This window comes from Nocardia sp. NRRL S-836 (assembly GCF_001279525.1).
In the GTDB taxonomy this organism is placed as follows: Bacteria; Actinomycetota; Actinomycetes; order Mycobacteriales; family Pseudonocardiaceae; genus Lentzea.
The window spans coordinates 151,759-170,122 of the sequence record NZ_LGDY01000092.1 but is presented as its reverse complement, the minus strand read 5'-3'; the positions used below and the strand labels follow the sequence as shown (position 1 = coordinate 170,122).

Sequence of the window (18,364 nt, the reverse complement as noted above, 5' to 3'; positions counted from 1 at the left end):
CGGCATGCGTCGGTGACTTCAGTCGCGATGGCGCCAACTCCTTGAACGGCTGGCCGGATCCGATCGAGTGCACGCGTTCCTTGCCTGCACCCACTCCGCGGCGGTCCACCGGCCAGGCAGCTCTCCGGCCGTGCGAAGCACACACGCCATCGCTCGTTGATCATGTGGGCGCGGTATGCGCACGGTGTTCAGACGTGCATAAACGAGCAGCAGGCCGTTGCCGTGTAGGGCGTTGGTTGCCGGCGAACTCGGCCGCGAGGCGCTGGCGCTTGTCGTCGGGCAGGTACGCGATGTGGTGGAGCTCGGTCAGCGCGGCGACGGGCAGCGCCGCTTACAGCACGGGGTTGCCGGCGAACGGGTCCTGGGGTGCGGGAATCGTGGGTGAGTCCTTCCGTGACGTGCGGCCGGGTGATGTGTGGCGGTGTCAGCGGCGGCCGCCGGTAAGTGGGAGGTCGTAGACCGTGGTCGGCACGCCGGCGGCCAGCAGCGTCGCACCGATCAGCGGCTCGATGTCGCTCCAGGCGGCGCCGCCCAAGCCGGTGCCGATGCGAGGCATGTGCACGCCGGCGTGGAGTCGCGCCGCCTTGTCGGCGAGTTCGCGCAGGCATCGCTCCAGCGCCGCGATGTCCAGCGGCACAGGGTTGGCTGCGGTGCGGGGAGCCGTGCTGGGCGATCATGGTCGCCACCCACAGTTCGTTGGTGACCTGCAGCAGCTGCACCTCCCCCAGTCCAAAGGGCGGGTTGACGGCGCGGCCGCGGTGGTGCCAGTCGCGGTAATAGTGCTCGGCCAGCGGCCACCGGCGCGACAGGGCGCCGGTGAATCCCCGGCCCCAGCCACCCTTGTCGTTGCCGACGTGGGCGATGATGGCGGTGCCGTCGTGCTGGGGCTCGGTGGCGTCGCCGACGAGGTAGGACAGCGTGCTCATGGACAGGAACCTCCGTGTGGTCGCGTGCGGACGGTTGCAGTGAGCACGCCGCGCCGCGAACGTTCTGACCGTTGAGGGCGGGCGCGGCGTGCTGGGCTTGGACAGGCCGGGCGCGGTCGTGTCAGACGAACGGCAGCTGGTAGGGCTCGCGGTTCGGATCCGCGGCGCGGACCTGGACGTGGTGGCGGAAGTCCGCGAGCGCGTCGAGCAGGTTGCCGTGCTCCAGGACGGTCAGCTCGTGGTCGTCGTCCCTCCACAGCAGGCACCACACGGTGCTGTCGCAGCCGGGGACACCGTCGACGGCGACGACAAGGGCGAACGTTCCGCCGTCCTCATCCGGCTCGGCCCGGACCAGCAACAGCGGCTGGTGGAGGTTGTCGTGCAGCAGCAGCGCCAGCAGGTGCTCGCGCACCGGGTCCAGGTGCTCGTCCTCCAGTCGGCCATCCTGGTCGTCTGATGGGGCTTCGGGCAGGGTGAACCAGTTGTGGTTGACCTCGGCGTCGGGATGGTGGTCGGAGAAGATCACCCTCCCGCGGTAGCCGGGAAGCGTCCCGCGGGGATGCGCGGCTAGGGCGGGCAGGCGGCCTGCGGGCGCGGCGTGCTCGTCGTGGTGCATGGCGTGCTCCTGGTGACAGTGGTGGTCTTGGACTGGTTCAGGCGGGGTGAGTCCGCTGTCGTCCGGTGGCGGCACGCGAGTCAGTGGCGGCGCAGAACGGGGAGTTCGTGCTGTAGTGCAGCCAGGCGTGGTCGCGAAGACGACAGGGTCGCCCCAGATCGCGCCCACCACGGGTAGGCCGGAGCCAGCGGCCCGGCACCGCGTGCGGGCAGGTGCACCGCGTGCGGGGAAGTCCTCGTGCAGCCGGTTGACGCGGCGCTGGTCGCGGTGGACCACGCGCCCGTCGGAGAGGGACGTACCAGGCGCTACCCCGCGGCCAGCCAAGGACCCGGCACCCAGGGTGCTGACGCGGTCGCGATGCAGGATCTCGGCCAGGGCGAGCGGCGCGTGCAGCTCATCGGGTCGACGGTGGCGGCCCGCAGCCGACGAGGACGTCGTAGTGACCGCCGTCGGTGCGATGGCAGGACTGATCAGGTGCTGGCATCGCAGGTCGAGCAGGGTGTGGTCGACGTCAGGATCGTCGACGGGCTGTGGCTCGCCGATGGTGGCTGGGAGTTCAGCGGGCAAACTCGGGCGAAGGTCATGACGGCTCTAGGATCGACGGGTGAGGAGGTTCGTCACGCCAGGCAGGCGCATAGCGGGATCGCCGGCGCGAAAGGGTCGGCGGGGTGCGAGTTGCGGGTGCAGGTCGACCAGGAGCGCCACGTAGGGAAACGTCGGCGTCACGGGAACCTCGCCGTTGACCGTAAGTTCCCCGCGGTCACCGCGCGGGCCCTAGGGGGCGGACTCGCATGGGAGACGGTGACTTCGACGCCGACCGGCAGGTGGGGGCGACGTCGGGGATGTCGTGCGGGTGGCGGACCAGCAGGTCGCAGTAGTGCAGCGCCAATGTCGTGCCGCCGAGCCGCCGGCGCAGCCCGATCAAGTTGTTCGCAGGCCCAGTCCCCGGCGGTGATCGACACGGCGTCTGCTGGACGGTTACGGCGGATGAACGGGAAGCGCCGGCCGGGCAAGTAGGCCTCGTCTTGGTCAGCGGGTGCAGACACGGGCAAGCTGCTGAAGGCAGCGGATGCGGCCGGCCCAGTACCAGGCGACGGGCTGTTCGTCGGCGATGCCGTAGAGCCGGATGCGCAGCGGCGCGGGTCGGCCGTGCTGGTGCTTGGTCCAGGTCTGCACCCGGACCGGGTTGTCGGAGTCCGAGGACGGGACGCCGTGGCTGTCGCAGGGCTGGTCGTCGGTCAGGGTGAAGCCGTAGTTGCGCAGGACAGCGGTCGCCTGCTGCCAGTCCAGGTCGTCGGTGGCGGCGGCGTCCTTGCGCCGGGGCCACTGGAACGGCACGGCGAGCGGTCCGGGGATGTCGCGCGCGGTGATCGCCGCCTTGACCTCGAAGGTCTCGTGCAGAGGCCCTCGGCTGCTGAGCGTCGCCGCGGCGAGGGACAGCGGGCTGGTGAACCACAGGTGCAGCACGTGCCCGCCGCGGGAGAAGATCCGCAGCCAACCACGCGGCGCGTCGGGGCCGTAGGCGGCGCCGTCGAGGTCGGCGACCGCGCCCGGCTGTTCGGCCCAGCCGTATCGGCCCAGGTCGTAGCCGATGTCGAGGTAGGTCATGTCGCGGGCGTCCAGGTGGGTGTAGCCGTCGGCGCGGCGGGCCAGGTCCTGTGCGGTGGCCAGGGTGCCGGTGAGTGCGGTCAGCGTCGCGTTGGCCGTCGCCGGCGGTGCTGCGGTGAGCAGGGTCGGCAGGTCGTCGACGGCGGCCAGCAGGGTGGAGCGCAGGTGGTGCGCCGCGGCGGACAGGTCCTCGAGGGCCTCCGCGCGGCCGTGGGCCAGGGCGTTGGCGGTGTCGAGGTCGGCTTGGAGCCGGTCACGATCGTGGGGCGTGGCCGAGGTGATGGTCATATGGGTTCTCCGGTGCTCGGGACGGGGACGCGAACGCGCGCGGGTGTGCGCTACTCCGCCGGCGGCCTGCTTTGCGGTGTCTGGGGCCGCGGGCGGGGTGGTGTGCGTGGGTGTGCGCGTCGCGTGCCCGTCCGGTACGGGCGGTGGGTCACGCGGGTGGCGGGGGCGGCGTCGATGTCGTGGTCACGGGCGGGTCGAACGCTTCGGCCGCACGGCGGGACGCGACGCGGATGCGTTCGGCGAGCGCGTCGTGCTTCAGGCGGACCGCGTCGGCGGGGAGCACGGCCCAGTGGTCGACCGCCGCGGCGGCGTTCCAGAGCGTGTGGACCGAAGGGCGTTCTTCCAGCGCGTGCAGCCGCAACGACTTGTCCGGAAGGACCATCAGGACCGCGGGTGTCGGGTGCTGGTAGGTGAGGTCGATGACCGGGACGATGAACTCCTCGGCCCCGTTGGCCAGACCCAGCCCCAGGTAGCTCACCGGGCCGCTCACCTGCACGACCTGTTTGACGTACAGCGCGTCGAGGGGCCGGAGGAAGTTCGGGTGGAGGAAGGCGATGACGTCGCCGGGTACGACGTGGCGCAGCAGCTGGCGTTCGGTGGGCACGGGCGAGGCGAGCTCCGCGATGAGCAGGGCGCCGCGCTCCAGCTGTTCCGCGCGGGCGTGCACGCCCTGGCCCTGTCGCAGGTGCGCGGCGCGGGCACGCAGTGCGTCGACCGCGGAGCGGGGGTGAGCGCCCAGGGTGGTCAGCGCCGCGAGGATTGTCACCTGGGCGGTGCGGGCGTCGCTACGACGGGCCTCGGGGGTACGGCGGTCGCTGCGGTCCCGGCGGCGGCCGCCGTTGAAGTCCAGCAGCAGCCGGCGCAGGTAGTCCGCCACCGGCGCCGGGTCGCGGTCGTACATCGGCGGCAGCGGCTCCTCCAGCAAGCTGATCAGCACCTTCTGGACGGTCTCGGTCGTGGCGTCGCGAGCAGGGTCGGCCGCCAGGGCGTGCAGGACCGCGGTGCGGTGCAGCGCGCGGACCGCGTCGGGGAGGCGACGGTAGGCGTGCTCGGGGTCGTGCTCGTCGCGCTGGATCAGCGGGTCCTCCCACCGGCTGATCTCGGCCTGCAGGTCGACGGGCGCGACGCCCCAGTCCACCAGGCCGCCGCGACGGCCCGGCAGCCGCTCGATGGCGTCGAGGTAGCCGAGCACCGCCTCCTCGGACAGGTCCATTTCGGCACCATGAGGATCGGCGCTGTCCTCCGGCCGGTAGTCGCCGAGGCGGATCGGGTACGCCCCGGTGGCCACGTGCACCACGTACCACCGGTACGGGCGGTTGCGGTGGACCCGTGAACGAATCGCGAGGAAGTGCCCGGCCGGGGACAACCGCACGTCGGCGGCGGACTCGAGCAGAGCGAGCGTCGCCGTCATGCGGCTGCGCCAGTCCTCCGTGCTCACGTCGGCGCTCGGCGGTGTGGGCTCGCGCAGCGTCCGCACGGCGGCCTCGGTCGTGATCCATGGCGCCCTCGACGCGGCGCGCGGTGCGAGGCGGCGGCGGAAGAACTGCAGTGCGGGACGGGCACCGGCGACGGCCACGCTGAGATCACCGGGACCGCCGTACTTGGGGTCGACCTCGCGGTAGCAGTTGCGGCACACCACTCCGGTGGCGGAGTCTGCGCCCTTGCCGTGGGCATGGCAGCAGGGCGTGAGCGGGACGAGGTACTCGTCGCCGTGGTCATCCGGAATGTGCTGTCCGGGTTCGGCCAGCGGGATTAGCAGGTCCCCGTCGGCGTCGACGCCGCGGACCCGGTCGGCGATGACCGAACGGATCCGGAGACGGCGACCGTCCTCAAGCACGACATCCACTGCATCGGTGAGGCTGGCTGGTGCGGGCACGGTAAGCATCCCTTCGGAGCAGGTGGGGCAGACCGCCGGTGGCGGTGATGAAGGACTGATGGACCTGGCGTAGAGCTGGTCAGGCATGCCGGCACCGGTTCGAGTCCGGTCGATTAGTTGTGGACACGAGGCATGATCGACTTGCCCTCGCCAGCCGGCGACAACTGAGGGATTTCGAGTCCATGAAGCTCGTCGCGCGAGCGGGCACGCGCTCGCGCGACGAGGGTTGCTCAGAAGGGCCAGTTGGCGTCACGACCGGCTTCGAGAAGGGTGATCATCCGGAATGCCGATCGGTGAGCCCGGCGAATGTGTGGCGATGTGCAGTGCCGCTGGCAGAGCGCCCCGTGCGGTAGCCGGCGAGGTTCCAGGTGTAGAGCGGTGTCTCGACCGGGAGCGCCTGGCCGACGTCGCCATCACGGGACTGCTCGTCGGTGAGGATCACGACGCGGTCGTGTCCGGCGTAGTGGCGGCGGACCGCTCCGGCGGTGTCGGTGCCGCCATCGAGGAAGTAGCCACCCTCCTTCCACCGGTCGACCGCCCGCAGCAGCGACTCCCCCGCCTTCAGCGGGAACTGCTTGGTGTGCGTGCTGTCGTGGTGAGCCCGCGACGCCAGGTGTCCCCAGGCGCTGTAGGAGACGACGTCGCGCGCAACGACCACCCGTCGGAGTACCAGCGTTGGCGCGCAACGCGAGAGCCAGCCCCACACCGCCCTGCAAGCGGAATCTTTGGCTCGGTTCTGCGAACGGGCCGAACGGGCGAGGCATGTCGCTCGCCGCTATGCCGAGCAGTTCGGGCCGGGACCGCTGATCTCCGTGTCACATCAGCTGCTCATCGCGCTGTCACTGCTCGTTGTGACGGGGCTTCACCAGCCCGGAGGCGTGTTCGCGGACGCAACGCGGTTCCGTCTCACTGCCGCCGGCGTGTGATGGGAGGAGATCTAACCGAGCACTTCCGCCAGAAGTGCCAAGGCGTTGCGGGTGACGAACTCCTTGACCTCCCTGGGCCTGAGGTCGATCGCGTAGACCTGGTCGATCGGCACCCGCACCACCTCGTACCCACCACGGCTGGAGTCGGTCCACTCCGCCCCGTTCCGTGCTGTCTCGTCGATGCTCATCAGGCGCGCCACGAAGATCTCCTGCACGGAGAGGCCCTGCTCGGTCTCCGACGAGATCAACAGGCCCCGCCCGCCGACCGACGCGACAGCGCCGAGTTCCTCGACGAGTTCACGCTCCAGGGCGTTGGCCGCGCTGGCGTCGCCGTCCTTGATCCCCCCGCCCGGCGTCGTCCAGTACGGCGGCTGACCGGGGTTGTTGCGCTTGATCAGTACAAGGTGCCTGTTCTTGTCGAACAGCACCGCTCGCGCGGAACGCCGGGCAATGGGACCTTGGACCGGCATGTGCGCTCCTCGACTCGAAAGTTGGGAGACCATTGCCTCCTTGGTGGGGTACCGACCGGCCGGAAGCCCCTGATACCGGCCGAGGTGGGCCCGCTGTGGCCGGAGCGGCTGGTGAGAACAAGGGGAGGGTCCTCACCGGTGGGCCGTCCGGTCTTCTACCGGGTGCGGGGGGAAGGCTCGCTCGGGGTGCGGGCGGACCACTGGTCGACGTCGCCATCCCAGGTCCGTGGTTTGTCGCTGGCGACCAGTTCACCGCGGTCTTTGAGCTCCTTCGTGCGGGTGCCGTTGGCGGCGATGAACGCGTGGACCTCGTCGGGACTGGCGTTGACGAACCACTCGGCGAACGCCGCGCCGATCTCCTGAGGGCCTTGGAGTACCGGGGTGTTGGGGTCGGCGACCCGGTCGCTGGTCATCACGCGTCCTGCTCGTGGTGGACGCCGTGTTCCGGGCAGTCGTCGGCGGAGACGGCTTCGGCGTACAGCTCGCACCGGGCACTGCCGTCCGCTGATGACACCGCGGTGTACACGGCGCCGGCCCGCGCGGCGAGCTTGACCGCTTCCGTCCGCCACTCGGCCTGGTCTGCGTAGGTCCTCCACAGGCCGGGCGCGGGGAGCCACAGGACGAAGCATTCGTCTTGGTCACTGGTAGTGCCGACCCACTTGGCCACCTGCGAGGGCGAGCGCAGCACGGTGTGCGGGACCTCGGCCAGCCGGATTTTGCGATCCAGGAGAGTCGGCTCGGGAAGCTCGTATAGGCCGCCCTCGGCGCGGTGCAGGTAGCCGTGCCAGTGCAGGCCTTCCAGACAGGTCATGCCCTCCGCCTCCTGCTGCGCGAGTACCTGCAGCAGGTGGGGACGCACGCCTACCGGGATGTCCTCGCCGTCGAACAGCACGTTGACGCGTGAGCTGCCGAGGTCGGTGACGACACCGGTCTTGCCCCGCCGGCCCGCAAGCGCGCCGTGTGGCTTGTGGACACCGATCTGCTCCACGCGGGCGGCCGTGGTGACCGGTACGCCACATGCGTCCGCCCACGGCCCATACGTCCTGCTGGTCACGAACGGAAGGCTATGAGCAGCCAAAACGCGGATTTGACCTCGAAGGTCAAATCCGCGCCGCATCACCCGTTCGGGCTGAACTCCGGTGCGATCCCCAACCTCCACGCCAGACCGCGCAGCTCCCGGCCGCCGGCGTCACGACGCGCCGTACGCAGCTGGTGGGCGACGGCCTCACGCACCAGCACGTCCGCGCGGACCCGCTGCGGCGCCAGCTTCTCCGCCGTGAGCACGAGCTGCAGACCGGTGTCGCGCTGCTTCGGCTCACCCATCAAGGCGCGGCCGACCTCGCAGTAGAACTCGGCGTGACGGCTCGTCGAGGGGATCGCGGCAATCCGGACACCACGCGCGGTCTCGGCAACCTTCGCGCCATCACCGAGCTCCAGACCAATCGTGGTCGCCCACACACCGACATTCGGCACACCGAACCACAGCCCTCCGAACGTCCCGACCTCCAGGTCCATCCGCCCCGCGAGGGCGGTGGCCTCTTCGATGTGAGTTGCCGCGGTATCCCGGTCTGCCTGCACTGCGGCCGCCAGCGCCGCGCTCAGGTGCAGCATCCCGGCGGACTGGACCACCTCCGGGTCGTTCAGATGCGGGGACAGCTCGTCGACCATGCGCACCGCGCGCTGGTACTGGTGCGGCCGCGACAACGCGCCCGTCGCGTCCCCACGCAACCAGGCCGTGTACCCAAGCCACGCAGGCGAGCCGAGTTCCAGCGCGCACTGCCGCGCCGCCTTGGCCGCCAGCAGCGACAGCCCGCGGCCACCGATGCGCTTGGTGATCCACACCGCCGAGCTGTAGGCCTTCACCAGGCCCAGCAGGACCGGGGTGCGCAGCTGCGGTTCGCGCACGTAGAGCGCGTGCAGCTCGCCAAGCAGCACCGGCGTCAATTCGCCTTGGCCGGCGTAGTCGGCGTGCTGGATCCGGTCGGCCAGCAGGTCGAGGTCCGCGGAGACTTGCGGCCACGGCCGCGTCGGCACACCGGGGTCCTCGCCGAGCTCGAAGGAGTCCAGCGCTTCCTCGACCGCGACCAGCCCGGCGTGCGCTTTCGGGTCGGGCCAGCCGGGAACCTCCCATGGCCTGCCGTCGAACTCCGACGGCGCCACCCTCAGCGCCCGTGCCAGGGCCTCCATGGTGCTGCGGGTGGTCAGCGGCTTCTCGCCGCGCTCGATCCGGCCCAGGTGCCCGAAGCTGATCCCGGCTAGGCCGGCCACCACTTCCAGGCTCTGGTTCCGCCAGTTGCGGATCTCCCGCACTCGGCGGCCGACGTCGTTGGGTGGGGTGTCGTAGTCCACGGCGCACTCCTCCGCGATCGGATGCGTGTCCCTCTGCCACGGTACCTAGCGACCCAAAGGCTCAGCGGGTTCTTCCTCGGCGAAAGCTCAGGCGACTCCACCGGAAGCACCCAAAGGTGCGTGTTGATCATCGCTCCGGCGTCGCCGTGCAGGTGCTGCAGCCAGGACGCGTGCTCTATCGGAAGGGTGTTGACCAGCCCGTCGCCGACGATGATGGCCAGGGGCACCTGGTACGGGATGCGATCGGTCGAGTTGTGGACGACCACGGCACGGCGAACCACCTCATCGCGAGTCGCGATGAGCAGCGCGGCGATGGTGGGAAAGCTGCGCCGGTTCTGCTCCGGGACCACGCTGGTGAACGCCGGCCCGAGCGTGCCGTCGACCGTCCAGACGACCCCCATGTTCTCGCTGAAGTGGGCGGTGGTGAGCGCGAGGGTGAGTCCGATGATCTGGGGCACGGTGTGGGTGTAGCGGGCGGCGAAGCCGTCGGGAAGGGAGGTTGCGCCCGCGGCAACGGGCGCGTGGTCTCCGGGCTGGTTCGCGAGCCGGATCAACATAAGGCCTTGGGCTGGATCTGCGGCGATGTCGGCCGCAGCGGAGAGGTTCTTGAGATCTGTGGCGTCGGCTTGGGCGAGCACCTGATCGGTCATCAAGAAGACGGCCTGCCTGCGGACGGGCCGGTGCCGTGGCGCGTCACGTTGTTCCAGCAGCCGCTGGCCCGCGCACGCAGCGTGCAGCGCGGCATCGACGAGCTCGCCCAACGTGTCCGGGTTCCAGTACCCCATGCTGTTCATCGCGCCGCCGAGATCGCCACGGACGCCGAGAAGGGTGATGCCGAAGTCACCCAACGCGCACACGAATTCACCCAGCCTTTTCCGGCTCATGATGGGCAATGTGGGCCTCTTTCCCGGGGTTGGTGTCGAGTCGCGGAGCCGAGGTCCGCCGGATACTCACCTGTGCTGACCGTAGCGGTGATCAAGGTGGCCACGAACGGGTGCATGGGCCGCGGATCGGACCAACTTCCGTGCCCTCGCCGAGCGCTCCGAGCGGGCGGCGCTGTGCCGCAGCACCGTTGACGACGAGGCGCGTCCGGTGCTGAACGAGTGCCAGCCGCTGCGCTGCCGCAGCGTCGCGCTCACACCGACAACCGCGCAACCCTGGCCGCACATCCGACCAGGCTGGATGCCCAGCTCGGCGATGCCGGCCTGATCGGGCCGTACGTCCGACTCGGGCTGGAGCTACGTCGCGGCGAGCTCGCCGCGTTCCTCACCGACCACGACCTTCCCGAGCAGGAGCTGCGCTGATGCACCGCCCGCTGCCCAGCAACGACGACGTGCGCTGGGCCATGGACCAGGTCCTCGCCGATGCCCGAGCCGCAGGCCGCCACCCCACGGTGTTCGCAGTCGAGCGCGCGCTCGAGATCCGGCACGCGACCTTCTACCGCAACTACCGCGGCCTCGTCACGGACTACTTCCAGCCCCAGGTGGCCGCGGACACCCCAGGGGATGCTCGACCAGCGCACGCCGGCAAACTCGTGCAGGTCTGCGAAGAGGCGATCCGCCAACTCACCCTGACCCATCTCGACCTATGCGAGAAGGTGAACACCGCGGCGGAGGTCACGGCACTGCCGACACGCCGCTGACCAGCGGGGGGGTTTCCCCGTTTCCAACCGTCTGCGCAACCCGAAAACCGTTGTACCGCAACAACTCCTGCATGATCATGGATACATGGCTCAACTGATCACCTCACCGAAACAACGGATCCAGATCGCCCCTCACCTGACGCTCACCAGCGACCTCTTCGAGATCGCCGCCGCTGGCGTCGACCTGCACACCCCTGAACTCGGCTCATTGCGCTGGGAAGCGTTCATCTCCAGGCAGTGGACGCTCGTCCCAGACGAGCTCACCGGCGAGCCGTACAAGGCCGAACTGCGACTCAGCAAGTTCAGCGGCGTGAACTACTGGCTCGCCCCGGATCGGCGAGGAGGCGAACAACCCAAGCCACACAATCACCCCTGGGACTTTCACTCCGCCACACTGGCCGGGCTGTTGGTCGAAGATCGCGTCGATCTCGTAGACGGCGAACTCGTCCACACGCCTGGTGTCGAACATCCCGCCGGCGATGTCAACCGCGTCGGTCGCGAGACGTTCCACGAGGTCGTCGACCTGGAACCGCACACGATGACCCTCATGATGTACGGGCCAGGCATGAACCACTGGGGCTACCTCGACGCGGACGGCAACTACACCCAAGCCGTCGCCCCCAAGGGATTCCTGGCACGCCTCCGTGAGCTGAACCCGCACCAGAGGTAGCCGGTCACTGCGGCCGACGCAGCGCCAGCAACCGCGGTTCGACTGCAACCGCGAGCCAGGCCACGAAGATCCCGCGCCTGCTTTGCCTGCCGCACCAGCCTGGTCACTCCTGTGCCGCGCGGTTTCTCCACTTGATCACCGCGACCACGGCATAAATTGGAAACGCTACCACCATGAGGGCGGACACAAGCCATACCAGACATCGCAGCAACAGCACCCAGGCTTGAAGATCAATCCAGGAGAACGGTTTGCGGGCGAACTGCTGGACAGGTGTAGCCCCCCACTCACTGAAGATTGTCATGGTCAGCAGCACCATCGCTGAAGTGGCGAGACCGGCTGCGGCTATCGCAAGGCTGCTGTTGCGCGCGTTGCGGGCTTGATCACGATCGTGCTGCTTCATTCTTGATCACCCCAATTTTCCACATGCGGACATCGTATCGGCTGGCTGGCAATTCACCTGGTGCCTGCGATGGGCTGAATCCGGCGGGCACCCGCCCGGCAAGTGGATGCACCGCTCGATCAAGGGAGCTGACCGATGCGGCGCCCGCCGCCGAGTTCGGGGTGCCAGGCCGAGAGTGTCGTGCCGGACGACAACCGTTGGGAGTTGCAGCTGCTCGCGCCCCAGCTCGGCAAGCATCAGCGACTTGCCCAAGCCTTGTCTCCCGAGAGGATCACGCCAGGGATCGATCTATGGCCTCGTAGTCGCGCACGATGCGATTTACGCGGCCTAGGCGGGAGCCGTCGACGGTTTCCTTGCCGGGAGTCAGCTGGGCCACCTGACGAAGGCCCTACCCGGTCATCGTGGGAAGTCGACCGCGTAGGTTGCGGCCGGCGACCGCGGAACCGGACGCTGGATGTAGCAATGCCGGAAGCAGGCATGGGCTCGCTTTCGGAGGAAGTGGCGACGATCGGGAGTGACGCGACATCAACGGGCGGCCCACGGAGGTTGTCGATCTGCGGGCCGGAAAACTGGGCGGTGCCGGGCCTGCAGAGCCGGTGAGGTTCCGGCCAGTGCTTTTCGGGCCGGGTTCATCGGGGCGAAGTCGGCGGCGAGCCGACGGATGGGACGTCGATGTTCACTGACAAGTCGCCGATCGCGTGGGCGACCGCGTCAGTGGCCTGGCTCCACGCCCGCGGTCAGCCTGCTCGACGAGCTCCGGCAGCCGGCGCGTCGGCCAGGACTGACGCGCCGGCTGCGAACGCTACGAGGTGAGTTAGTCCTGCTCATCGAGCAGGCTGAGCGATTCGTGCACTGCCCTGAGGGCCATGCCGTTCAGTGTCTTGAGCGGGAGAGCGGCGTTGATGGCGATGTGCAGCAGTCCAGCGAGCCGATGATCGGGGCAGGCCTGGAATGCGGTGCCGAGTGCGAGCGATGCGTGTGCGCCCCTGCCGGCGAGGTAGGCGTAGAAGGCCCCGAGAGCAGCAGCTTCAGCACGATACGGAGCCGGGCTTTCGCGGGTGAGGGCGAAGAAGACATTCTCGGCGGCGGCCGCGTTGGCGCTGGTCGCGAACGACAGCGCGGCGTCGCGAACGCGCGTGTCTTGCAGGGCCAGTGACAACCGGGCGATCGCCAGGTCGTCCAAGTCGTGTTTACCGTCAGCCATGTCGTCGACAGCGGCGCTCACGAGGGCGAAGGCGGCGTTCGGGCTGTGCCGCCAGGTGCGTTCCTCGTGCTCGATGAGCGTGGTGCGTCGTGTCAGAGTGTCTTCCTCAGCCGGGCGCACGCAGGCGTGGAGCTCGTCGCGGCTCGCTGCGGTCATGAGGCCGTTGGCGACGTTGTGTGCTGCGAGAGCGGTCTCATCAGGATCGGGCAGCGCGCCTGCCAGGGTGCAGGCGGACTCGCCGCAGTAGCATCCCCAGGGCGCGCCGGCGGCAGCCTCAGCAGCCCAGAACGCAACGAATCCGTCGACCCCGGCTGCTGACAGACGGGTCTTGAGTTCGGTTACCAGTGAGCAGTACGGGAGGTCACCGGTGGTGGCCCCGCCACCGAACACGATCAGGATGACGGAGTCGAATTGGTGCCCCTCGACGACGATCGCCAGTTGAGCGGCTGTCTCGGCGGTCAGCTCAGGGCTGGGGAGATCCACGCGCGCGCCGCAAGCGACCACTGTGCCCTTCATGCAGACGAGGACGGCCGAGTTGACCGGACGGAAGCCGATCAACGGCGGGATGCTGGCGATCATGCTGGCGGGATCGCTGATGCGTAACACGGGTGCCGAGTAGTTCATCGTGCGAGTCCTTTCAGAGCGCGAGAACACGCTGCGGCTCAGGCCCCAAGCGGTTGTGGTCATAGACACGTCCGGCAGAGCTGCCAGGACGTTCGGCACGAACGGGGTGGGTCTCGTCGGCCCGTGGCATCGCCGACGAGACCCACCAACTTCGCTCTGGCTTGCGTCAGTCCTCTGAGGACGCCGTCGTGGCGGTATTTGCGCGGCGGCCGGACCTGCGTGGCGGCATCTGCTGGTTGCGGCGCGCGTCCTGCTGGCGGCGGGGCCCCTTGATGCCGACGTGCGTCTCCATGCGCTGCAGCATCAAGGTCAGGGACTCCGCCTCGGCAGCCGTGAACGGTTCGGAGACGAAGACCAGCTCCGCATGCACACTGAGGAACAGCTCGTCCATCAGTGCGGCGCCGGTTGCGGTGAGCTTCAGAACGACACGACGCGCGTCACCGTGGTGTGCGCGGCGTTCCATCAGATCGCGGGACTCCAAGGTCTTCGCGACGCCGGTCAAGGTGCCCTTGGAGATGCCCGCTTTCTCGGCAGCGTGACCCGTCTCGATGGTGCCGCCGGTCCAGACGATCCAGAGCACGACGAAGCTCGTCCAGCTCAAGTCGTTGCTGCGCAGCGCCGAGTTCTCGATGTGGTTGCGAATCGCCGCGGCGGCGCGGTGAATGGTGAGCACAGTGGCCATCCCTTCTCCGTTCAGCGGTACCTCACCGAGGTTGGCCTGGGTGGCTTTGCCGATGTCGGCATCGGGCCTGCTGTCGTTGGTCATGTGGCGCTCCGTTCGTGGTGTTGCTGTTTTGTGGTGTTGCTGTTTCGTGGGCGAGCACCGGGTGGGCAGCCTGGAGAGGCGGAGGGGAAGGGGTGGGCCCCAGGCCCATCACGAAGCGACGCCGTAGGCGCCTTTGAAATGCAGCGCTCTGGTCTGCTTGCATCGGCTCGTTTGCCGACAGCGGCAGCGGGATCTGGTCGAGGCGCACCCGAGGTAACGGGTTCTCTGCCACCCGTTCAATCGCCACGTGCGCGCACTGGCAATCGACGGGCGGCACGAGGTACTGGCCCGGTGTGCCGACGTACTTGTAATGGTGCGAGCCGGGAACACCATCAACGGGTTGGTCAGCACCCGACTCAGCACGGCCGGTCCTGGGCACACGGCTGAGCCCGTGTGCGTGTCCGAACCGCATTCCGGACTCCGGTGCGGTGCGGTGCGCGGCAGGCAGGCGGCCAAGTCGTTCAACGTCAGGTTGTCGAGTTGGATGACGACGGCCGCAGTCGGCAGGTTCATCTCGCCCACCGCGGCGATGTACTTCACCACCGTGCTGGTGATCACGACCGGGGTGTCGGGCGGTGCTAAGCCGGCGTAGCGCGGCCTAAGCAGGGCAGCGTCGATCTCATCGAAGCCGTCCGGAACAGTCCCGACCCGACCAAGGCCCCGATTACCGCCGCGGCCTTGGTCGGCCCGCCCGGCCGGCTGAGGACGTCAAACCGAGGTATTAGCGGGCAAGTCGTTCGGCCTGCCGGGCGTGTAGCGGAGTGGTCGCGGCATTTCAGGAGCCAACGACGACCGCACCGGCCGATCTGGCTGCGGGGCGATTGCAGATCCAGCGCCAGGCAATGGGCTAGCGCGGTTTCGCCTGCTCATTCGCGGGACTCGATGTTCTGTGGACCTGTACCAGTTGCTCGATGTGCGAGCTCACGATGAGGGGGTGGCGGAGGTACCGGCAGGGAGACGGCAGATGTTGGCCCAGTTGTCGGTCGCCTCTCGAGCTGGGTGCGCTGCACCGTGGCGGCGCTCTTACCCAGGTTGAACGTGTCGACGACGTCAGCGGCGAACACGATCGTGGCGGCGTCCCGGTGGCGAATCAACCGGTTGGCGCCAGCCCGTTCGCGGCGGTGATGAAGGCGGGCACGGGGTGCCACCATGCAGGAGGTTGTGCGTCCGATTCGGACATTGCCTCGGGCGCGCTTTTCTGGCAGCACGCGAACTGGTTCGACCTCAACGGTTACGAGCTTCTGCACCGCGCGGAGCGGCTGCTCGCCCCGTTCGGCCGCTACCGCGGCTTCCTCTGCCGCAGCGATTGGAACGTGGCCCACGTCGCGGTGTTCGTGCGCGAAGCCGAACGCGACGAGCCGCACCTGTGGGTAACCAACAACTGGTGCGGTCACGATCCCGACGAGGAGCACAATCACTACGGCTTTCTCAAGGCGCAGGTCGGAGACCGCGGTCCTACCCTGATGATGCGGTCGGTCATGAGCTATCCCCACGACGCCGACCGGCGCATCGAGCAACACAAGGCCTTCAAGGCCGCAGTCGCTAGCGAGCGTGACAAGACCCCTGGGCTGATCGGCCTGCTCGCGGGCTCGTTCAACGGGCCGATGTCGGGCCCGAACAAGCCGGTCCGGGATTGGGAACTGGCTGCCCGACTGGACCCGGTTGGTGTGCAGGACAAAGGAATTCAGCACGAAGATGGTAGCTGGGGACCCGATAACAGGCCGGTGGACGTTTTGACCGGGCGTTGGTCCAACGCTGCGGGCCGGCGCCTCGATGGCGGTGGCTGGTACAGCCTCGGAGATCTCGATGGCGATTACAGCGCTACGGTGCGCGATGGCGTCGATGTGGGGGCTCTTTGCGTATCAACCACTTCCTCGTCACCGATCCCACGGTGCTTGTGCCTGGCACGCATCGCACCCATCCTGCGCTGGTGCACGCAGCCAAGACGCACCGCTACATCACCGCCACGATCGCCGTCTGAGAGCTCGGCGCGGTACGGAGTGACATGCCCGCCGATGAGCTGGGCAAGCTCATGGACGCTGAACCGCCGGGTGAGCTGCGGCAGGACTGAGACCAGGCTCGATCTGTGCGCGCGTGGCATTGTTCACGAAAACCGGGGCGATAGACTCACTGTCTCCGCAGGAGCTCGGCTGCCCGGTCCGGCACTGGGGCGGTGTAGCGGCTGCCGCGGTCATGGGTCGTGGTGGCTTCGGCAGACAGCGCGCGGGTCCAGGACGTCGATGTGCTCGGTCATGGCGCTCCAGCACGTGGTGGGGATGAAGCCGCCAGGCCAGCCAGCTTCCCGGCCGTGCCGTTCAGGGCGTGCACGTGGCTACACCCGAACGAGTGACGATCTGCTCGCCCTTCTCCGCCGCGTGGCGGAGCTCCGTACCCGTCATGCTGATTGCTCGTGTGCAGGATCGGCTGCGGGGGGGCGTGAGTGGCGGAAGCAGGCGGCCGGCGGGCGCGGCTGGGCGCGGTGTTCACCAACCGGGAGTTCCAGGCGCTGTTCGTCGCGCAACTGTTGTCCATGATGGGGGACCAGCTGGCCCGGGTCGCCGTGTCGATGCTGGTCTATGAGCGCACCGACTCCGCCGGTTGGACCGCGGTCACCTACGGACTGACCTACCTGCCGGACCTGGTGAGTGGGCCGTTGCTGTCCGGTCTGGCGGATCGGTACCCGCGCCGCGCGGTCATGGTGACGACCGACATCGCCCGCGCGATGCTCGTCGCTGTCATGGCGGTGCCCGGCCTGCCGCTGTGGGTCGCCGCCGTGCTCCTGGTGGGCGTTCAGGCGCTCGGCGCTCCGCACGGCGCCGCCCGCGGTGCGACTCTGGCGGCCGCACTGACTGGCGACCGGTACGTGGTCGGTGCTGCCGCGCAGGACGTGATGGTGCAGTCGAGTCAGGTGGCCGGCTTCGCCCTCGGCGGTCTCGTCGTGGCGGGGATGGGCATCGGCGAGGGGTTGCTGCTCGACGCGGGCACGTTCGTCGTCTCCGCGGTGCTCGTGCGCCTAGGTGTGCGGGCTCGGCCCGCCGCGCACCTGGCTGCCGCGACATCGAGGAGCTCGGCGACCTGGTCCTGGTGGGGTTCCTTGAGCACCGGCCTGGTGCTGGTGGTGGGAAACCGGCGGCTCCGCGCGTTGCTCGGCCTCGCCTGCGTGGCGGGCGCGTACGTCACCGTCGAGGGGCTGGCCGTACCGTACGCCGGTGAGATCGGAGAGGGGATCGCGGCCGCGGGGCTGCTCCTGGCGGCGTCCCCGGCAGGCACGGTGGTCGGCACCGTGCTGGTGGCGCGACTGAATCCGCAGCTGCGCCTGCGCTTGATGGGACCGTTGGCGGTCGCTGCCTGCCTGCCGCTCGTGCTGTGCGCCTGGCGACCGGGGCTGGTGCTCACCGTCGCGCTGTGGGCGCTGTCCGGCGCTGCCGCGGGCTATCACGTGGTCGCCCGCAGCCTGTTCGTGCGGCTCGTACCGGACCACCACCGCGGGCAGTGCCTCGGCCTGGCCGTCACCGCGCTCAAGACGGCGCAGGGCGCCGGCATCATGCTGGCCGGCCTGATGGCGACCGCGACGTCCACCTCGAGCGTCGTCGCGGCCGCCGGCGGGATCGGCGCCCTGGGCGCACTGCTGGCGACCACAGCCTGGCAGCGCGCGAACGCCGAACCCGCGCCCGACCGAGGAGCTTGACGACCTGGCCGGTTCAGCGCTGATGGGCCGTGGTCATGACCGGCCGCGGAACGTCCACTCGTTGCCGGTGCGGAAGGTCCACTCGTTGCCGCGGAAGGTCCACTCGTTGCCGGAGGTCGTCGTGTTCATGGGGGCGCTCCTCGTTACTGGTAGTGCTGGGCCAGGTAGTAGCCGCACCCATACGGGCTCATGACTTGCGGTTGTCCCGTAGTTACCGTGCTGTGATACGCGCAGGTGCGGCCGTGGAACCGTATGGGGTTACGACATGAGTGTGAGTGCGGAGTCTCCTCAGCGGCGAACCACGGGCCAGG

20 protein-coding genes are annotated in these 18,364 nt (G+C 68.9%); 6 read left to right on the top strand and 14 right to left on the bottom strand.

The genetic code is table 11. The features are described from left to right. Positions 1 to 424: 424 nt before the first annotated feature. The 10 genes from ADL03_RS49620 to ADL03_RS15455 form a co-directional block, all read right to left on the bottom strand. The gene (locus tag ADL03_RS49620; RefSeq protein ID WP_231641911.1) at positions 425 to 637 is read right to left on the bottom strand and encodes a hypothetical protein; all 213 of its coding nucleotides are present in this window, start codon (positions 635 to 637) and stop codon (positions 425 to 427) included. Between the two features lie 410 nt (positions 638 to 1,047). Further along, positions 1,048 to 1,542 (bottom strand): hypothetical protein, encoded by a 495-nt coding sequence (locus ADL03_RS15495; RefSeq protein WP_157528713.1) that lies wholly within the window; start codon positions 1,540 to 1,542, stop codon positions 1,048 to 1,050. 1,029 nt (positions 1,543 to 2,571) lie between these two features. After that, a complete protein-coding gene (locus tag ADL03_RS15490) occupies positions 2,572 to 3,438 on the bottom strand; it encodes a hypothetical protein (RefSeq protein WP_053734154.1) in 867 nt (288 codons plus the stop codon). Between the two features lie 148 nt (positions 3,439 to 3,586). Next, the gene (locus ADL03_RS15485; RefSeq protein WP_053734153.1) at positions 3,587 to 5,275 is read right to left on the bottom strand and encodes a hypothetical protein; all 1,689 of its coding nucleotides are present in this window, start codon (positions 5,273 to 5,275) and stop codon (positions 3,587 to 3,589) included. Between the two features lie 313 nt (positions 5,276 to 5,588). Beyond that, complete coding sequence (locus tag ADL03_RS15480; protein WP_053734152.1) at positions 5,589 to 5,972, bottom strand: hypothetical protein; 384 nt, start codon at positions 5,970 to 5,972, stop codon at positions 5,589 to 5,591. 279 nt (positions 5,973 to 6,251) lie between these two features. Then, positions 6,252 to 6,710, bottom strand: a complete 459-nt coding sequence (locus tag ADL03_RS15475; protein ID WP_053734151.1) for an NUDIX domain-containing protein — start codon at positions 6,708 to 6,710, stop codon at positions 6,252 to 6,254. A 155-nt stretch (positions 6,711 to 6,865) separates the two neighbouring features. Then, the gene (locus ADL03_RS15470) at positions 6,866 to 7,123 is read right to left on the bottom strand and encodes a hypothetical protein (RefSeq protein ID WP_053734150.1); all 258 of its coding nucleotides are present in this window, start codon (positions 7,121 to 7,123) and stop codon (positions 6,866 to 6,868) included. Continuing rightward, the gene (locus ADL03_RS15465; protein ID WP_157528711.1) at positions 7,123 to 7,764 is read right to left on the bottom strand and encodes a hypothetical protein; all 642 of its coding nucleotides are present in this window, start codon (positions 7,762 to 7,764) and stop codon (positions 7,123 to 7,125) included. Before ADL03_RS15465 ends, ADL03_RS15470 begins: the two co-directional genes overlap by 1 nt. A 62-nt stretch (positions 7,765 to 7,826) precedes the next feature. Then, positions 7,827 to 9,059, bottom strand: coding sequence for a helix-turn-helix domain-containing protein (locus ADL03_RS15460; protein WP_063798581.1), 1,233 nt, complete (start codon positions 9,057 to 9,059; stop codon positions 7,827 to 7,829). Further along, a complete protein-coding gene (locus ADL03_RS15455; RefSeq protein WP_157528709.1) occupies positions 8,966 to 9,943 on the bottom strand; it encodes a hypothetical protein in 978 nt (325 codons plus the stop codon). The genes ADL03_RS15460 and ADL03_RS15455 overlap by 94 nt, the downstream gene beginning before the upstream one ends. Before the next feature lie 219 nt (positions 9,944 to 10,162). Here ADL03_RS15455 and ADL03_RS15450 point away from each other — a divergent pair, with 219 nt between their 5' ends. The 3 genes from ADL03_RS15450 (at position 10,163) to ADL03_RS15440 (ending at position 11,371) form a co-directional block, all read left to right on the top strand. Beyond that, positions 10,163 to 10,363 carry a hypothetical protein gene (locus ADL03_RS15450; RefSeq protein WP_053734146.1) on the top strand — a complete coding sequence of 67 codons (201 nt, stop codon included), beginning with the start codon at positions 10,163 to 10,165 and terminating at the stop codon, positions 10,361 to 10,363. Then, the gene (locus tag ADL03_RS15445) at positions 10,363 to 10,701 is read left to right on the top strand and encodes a hypothetical protein (RefSeq protein WP_053734145.1); all 339 of its coding nucleotides are present in this window, start codon (positions 10,363 to 10,365) and stop codon (positions 10,699 to 10,701) included. Before ADL03_RS15450 ends, ADL03_RS15445 begins: the two co-directional genes overlap by 1 nt. Positions 10,702 to 10,786: 85 nt before the next feature. Further along, positions 10,787 to 11,371, top strand: a complete 585-nt coding sequence (locus tag ADL03_RS15440; protein WP_053734144.1) for a hypothetical protein — start codon at positions 10,787 to 10,789, stop codon at positions 11,369 to 11,371. A 103-nt stretch (positions 11,372 to 11,474) separates the two neighbouring features. Here the strand turns inward: ADL03_RS15440 and ADL03_RS15435 are convergent, their stop codons facing one another. The 3 genes from ADL03_RS15435 to ADL03_RS15425 form a co-directional block, all read right to left on the bottom strand. After that, complete coding sequence (locus ADL03_RS15435) at positions 11,475 to 11,771, bottom strand: hypothetical protein (RefSeq protein ID WP_053734143.1); 297 nt, start codon at positions 11,769 to 11,771, stop codon at positions 11,475 to 11,477. An 814-nt stretch (positions 11,772 to 12,585) separates the two neighbouring features. Further along, positions 12,586 to 13,599: a DUF4192 domain-containing protein gene (locus ADL03_RS15430; protein WP_197288365.1), complete on the bottom strand. Its 1,014-nt coding sequence runs from the start codon at positions 13,597 to 13,599 to the stop codon at positions 12,586 to 12,588. Between the two features lie 166 nt (positions 13,600 to 13,765). Beyond that, entirely contained in the window at positions 13,766 to 14,365 is a 600-nt protein-coding gene (locus tag ADL03_RS15425; RefSeq protein WP_053734141.1) for a MarR family winged helix-turn-helix transcriptional regulator, read from the bottom strand. A 247-nt stretch (positions 14,366 to 14,612) separates the two neighbouring features. On the opposite strand from ADL03_RS15425, the gene ADL03_RS15420 reads away from it, so the two are divergent. Next, entirely contained in the window at positions 14,613 to 14,957 is a 345-nt protein-coding gene (locus tag ADL03_RS15420; protein WP_157528705.1) for a hypothetical protein, read from the top strand. Between the two features lie 274 nt (positions 14,958 to 15,231). On the opposite strand, the gene ADL03_RS47005 is transcribed toward ADL03_RS15420, so the two are convergent. Beyond that, positions 15,232 to 16,056 (bottom strand): hypothetical protein, encoded by an 825-nt coding sequence (locus tag ADL03_RS47005; protein ID WP_157528703.1) that lies wholly within the window; start codon positions 16,054 to 16,056, stop codon positions 15,232 to 15,234. Positions 16,057 to 16,220: 164 nt separating this feature from the next. On the opposite strand from ADL03_RS47005, the gene ADL03_RS50220 reads away from it, so the two are divergent. Together ADL03_RS50220 and ADL03_RS15415 are read left to right on the top strand one after the other, a co-directional pair. Continuing rightward, a complete protein-coding gene (locus ADL03_RS50220) occupies positions 16,221 to 16,346 on the top strand; it encodes a hypothetical protein (RefSeq protein ID WP_255353366.1) in 126 nt (41 codons plus the stop codon). A 459-nt stretch (positions 16,347 to 16,805) separates the two neighbouring features. Then, positions 16,806 to 18,053 carry an MFS transporter gene (locus ADL03_RS15415; protein ID WP_197288364.1) on the top strand — a complete coding sequence of 416 codons (1,248 nt, stop codon included), beginning with the start codon at positions 16,806 to 16,808 and terminating at the stop codon, positions 18,051 to 18,053. Positions 18,054 to 18,364 lie beyond the last annotated feature (311 nt).

Coding starts and splice junctions, on each gene's coding strand:
- ADL03_RS15495 (WP_157528713.1), bottom strand. CDS start 1,542: ATGCACCACGACGAGCACGCCGCGCCCGCAGGCCGCCTGCCCGCCCTA.
- ADL03_RS15490 (WP_053734154.1), bottom strand. CDS start 3,438: ATGACCATCACCTCGGCCACGCCCCACGATCGTGACCGGCTCCAAGCC.
- ADL03_RS15475 (WP_053734151.1), bottom strand. CDS start 6,710: ATGCCGGTCCAAGGTCCCATTGCCCGGCGTTCCGCGCGAGCGGTGCTG.
- ADL03_RS15470 (WP_053734150.1), bottom strand. CDS start 7,123: ATGACCAGCGACCGGGTCGCCGACCCCAACACCCCGGTACTCCAAGGC.
- ADL03_RS15455 (WP_157528709.1), bottom strand. CDS start 9,943: ATGAGCCGGAAAAGGCTGGGTGAATTCGTGTGCGCGTTGGGTGACTTC.
- ADL03_RS15445 (WP_053734145.1), top strand. CDS start 10,363: ATGCACCGCCCGCTGCCCAGCAACGACGACGTGCGCTGGGCCATGGAC.
- ADL03_RS15440 (WP_053734144.1), top strand. CDS start 10,787: ATGGCTCAACTGATCACCTCACCGAAACAACGGATCCAGATCGCCCCT.
- ADL03_RS15435 (WP_053734143.1), bottom strand. CDS start 11,771: ATGAAGCAGCACGATCGTGATCAAGCCCGCAACGCGCGCAACAGCAGC.
- ADL03_RS15430 (WP_197288365.1), bottom strand. CDS start 13,599: ATGAACTACTCGGCACCCGTGTTACGCATCAGCGATCCCGCCAGCATG.
- ADL03_RS15425 (WP_053734141.1), bottom strand. CDS start 14,365: ATGACCAACGACAGCAGGCCCGATGCCGACATCGGCAAAGCCACCCAG.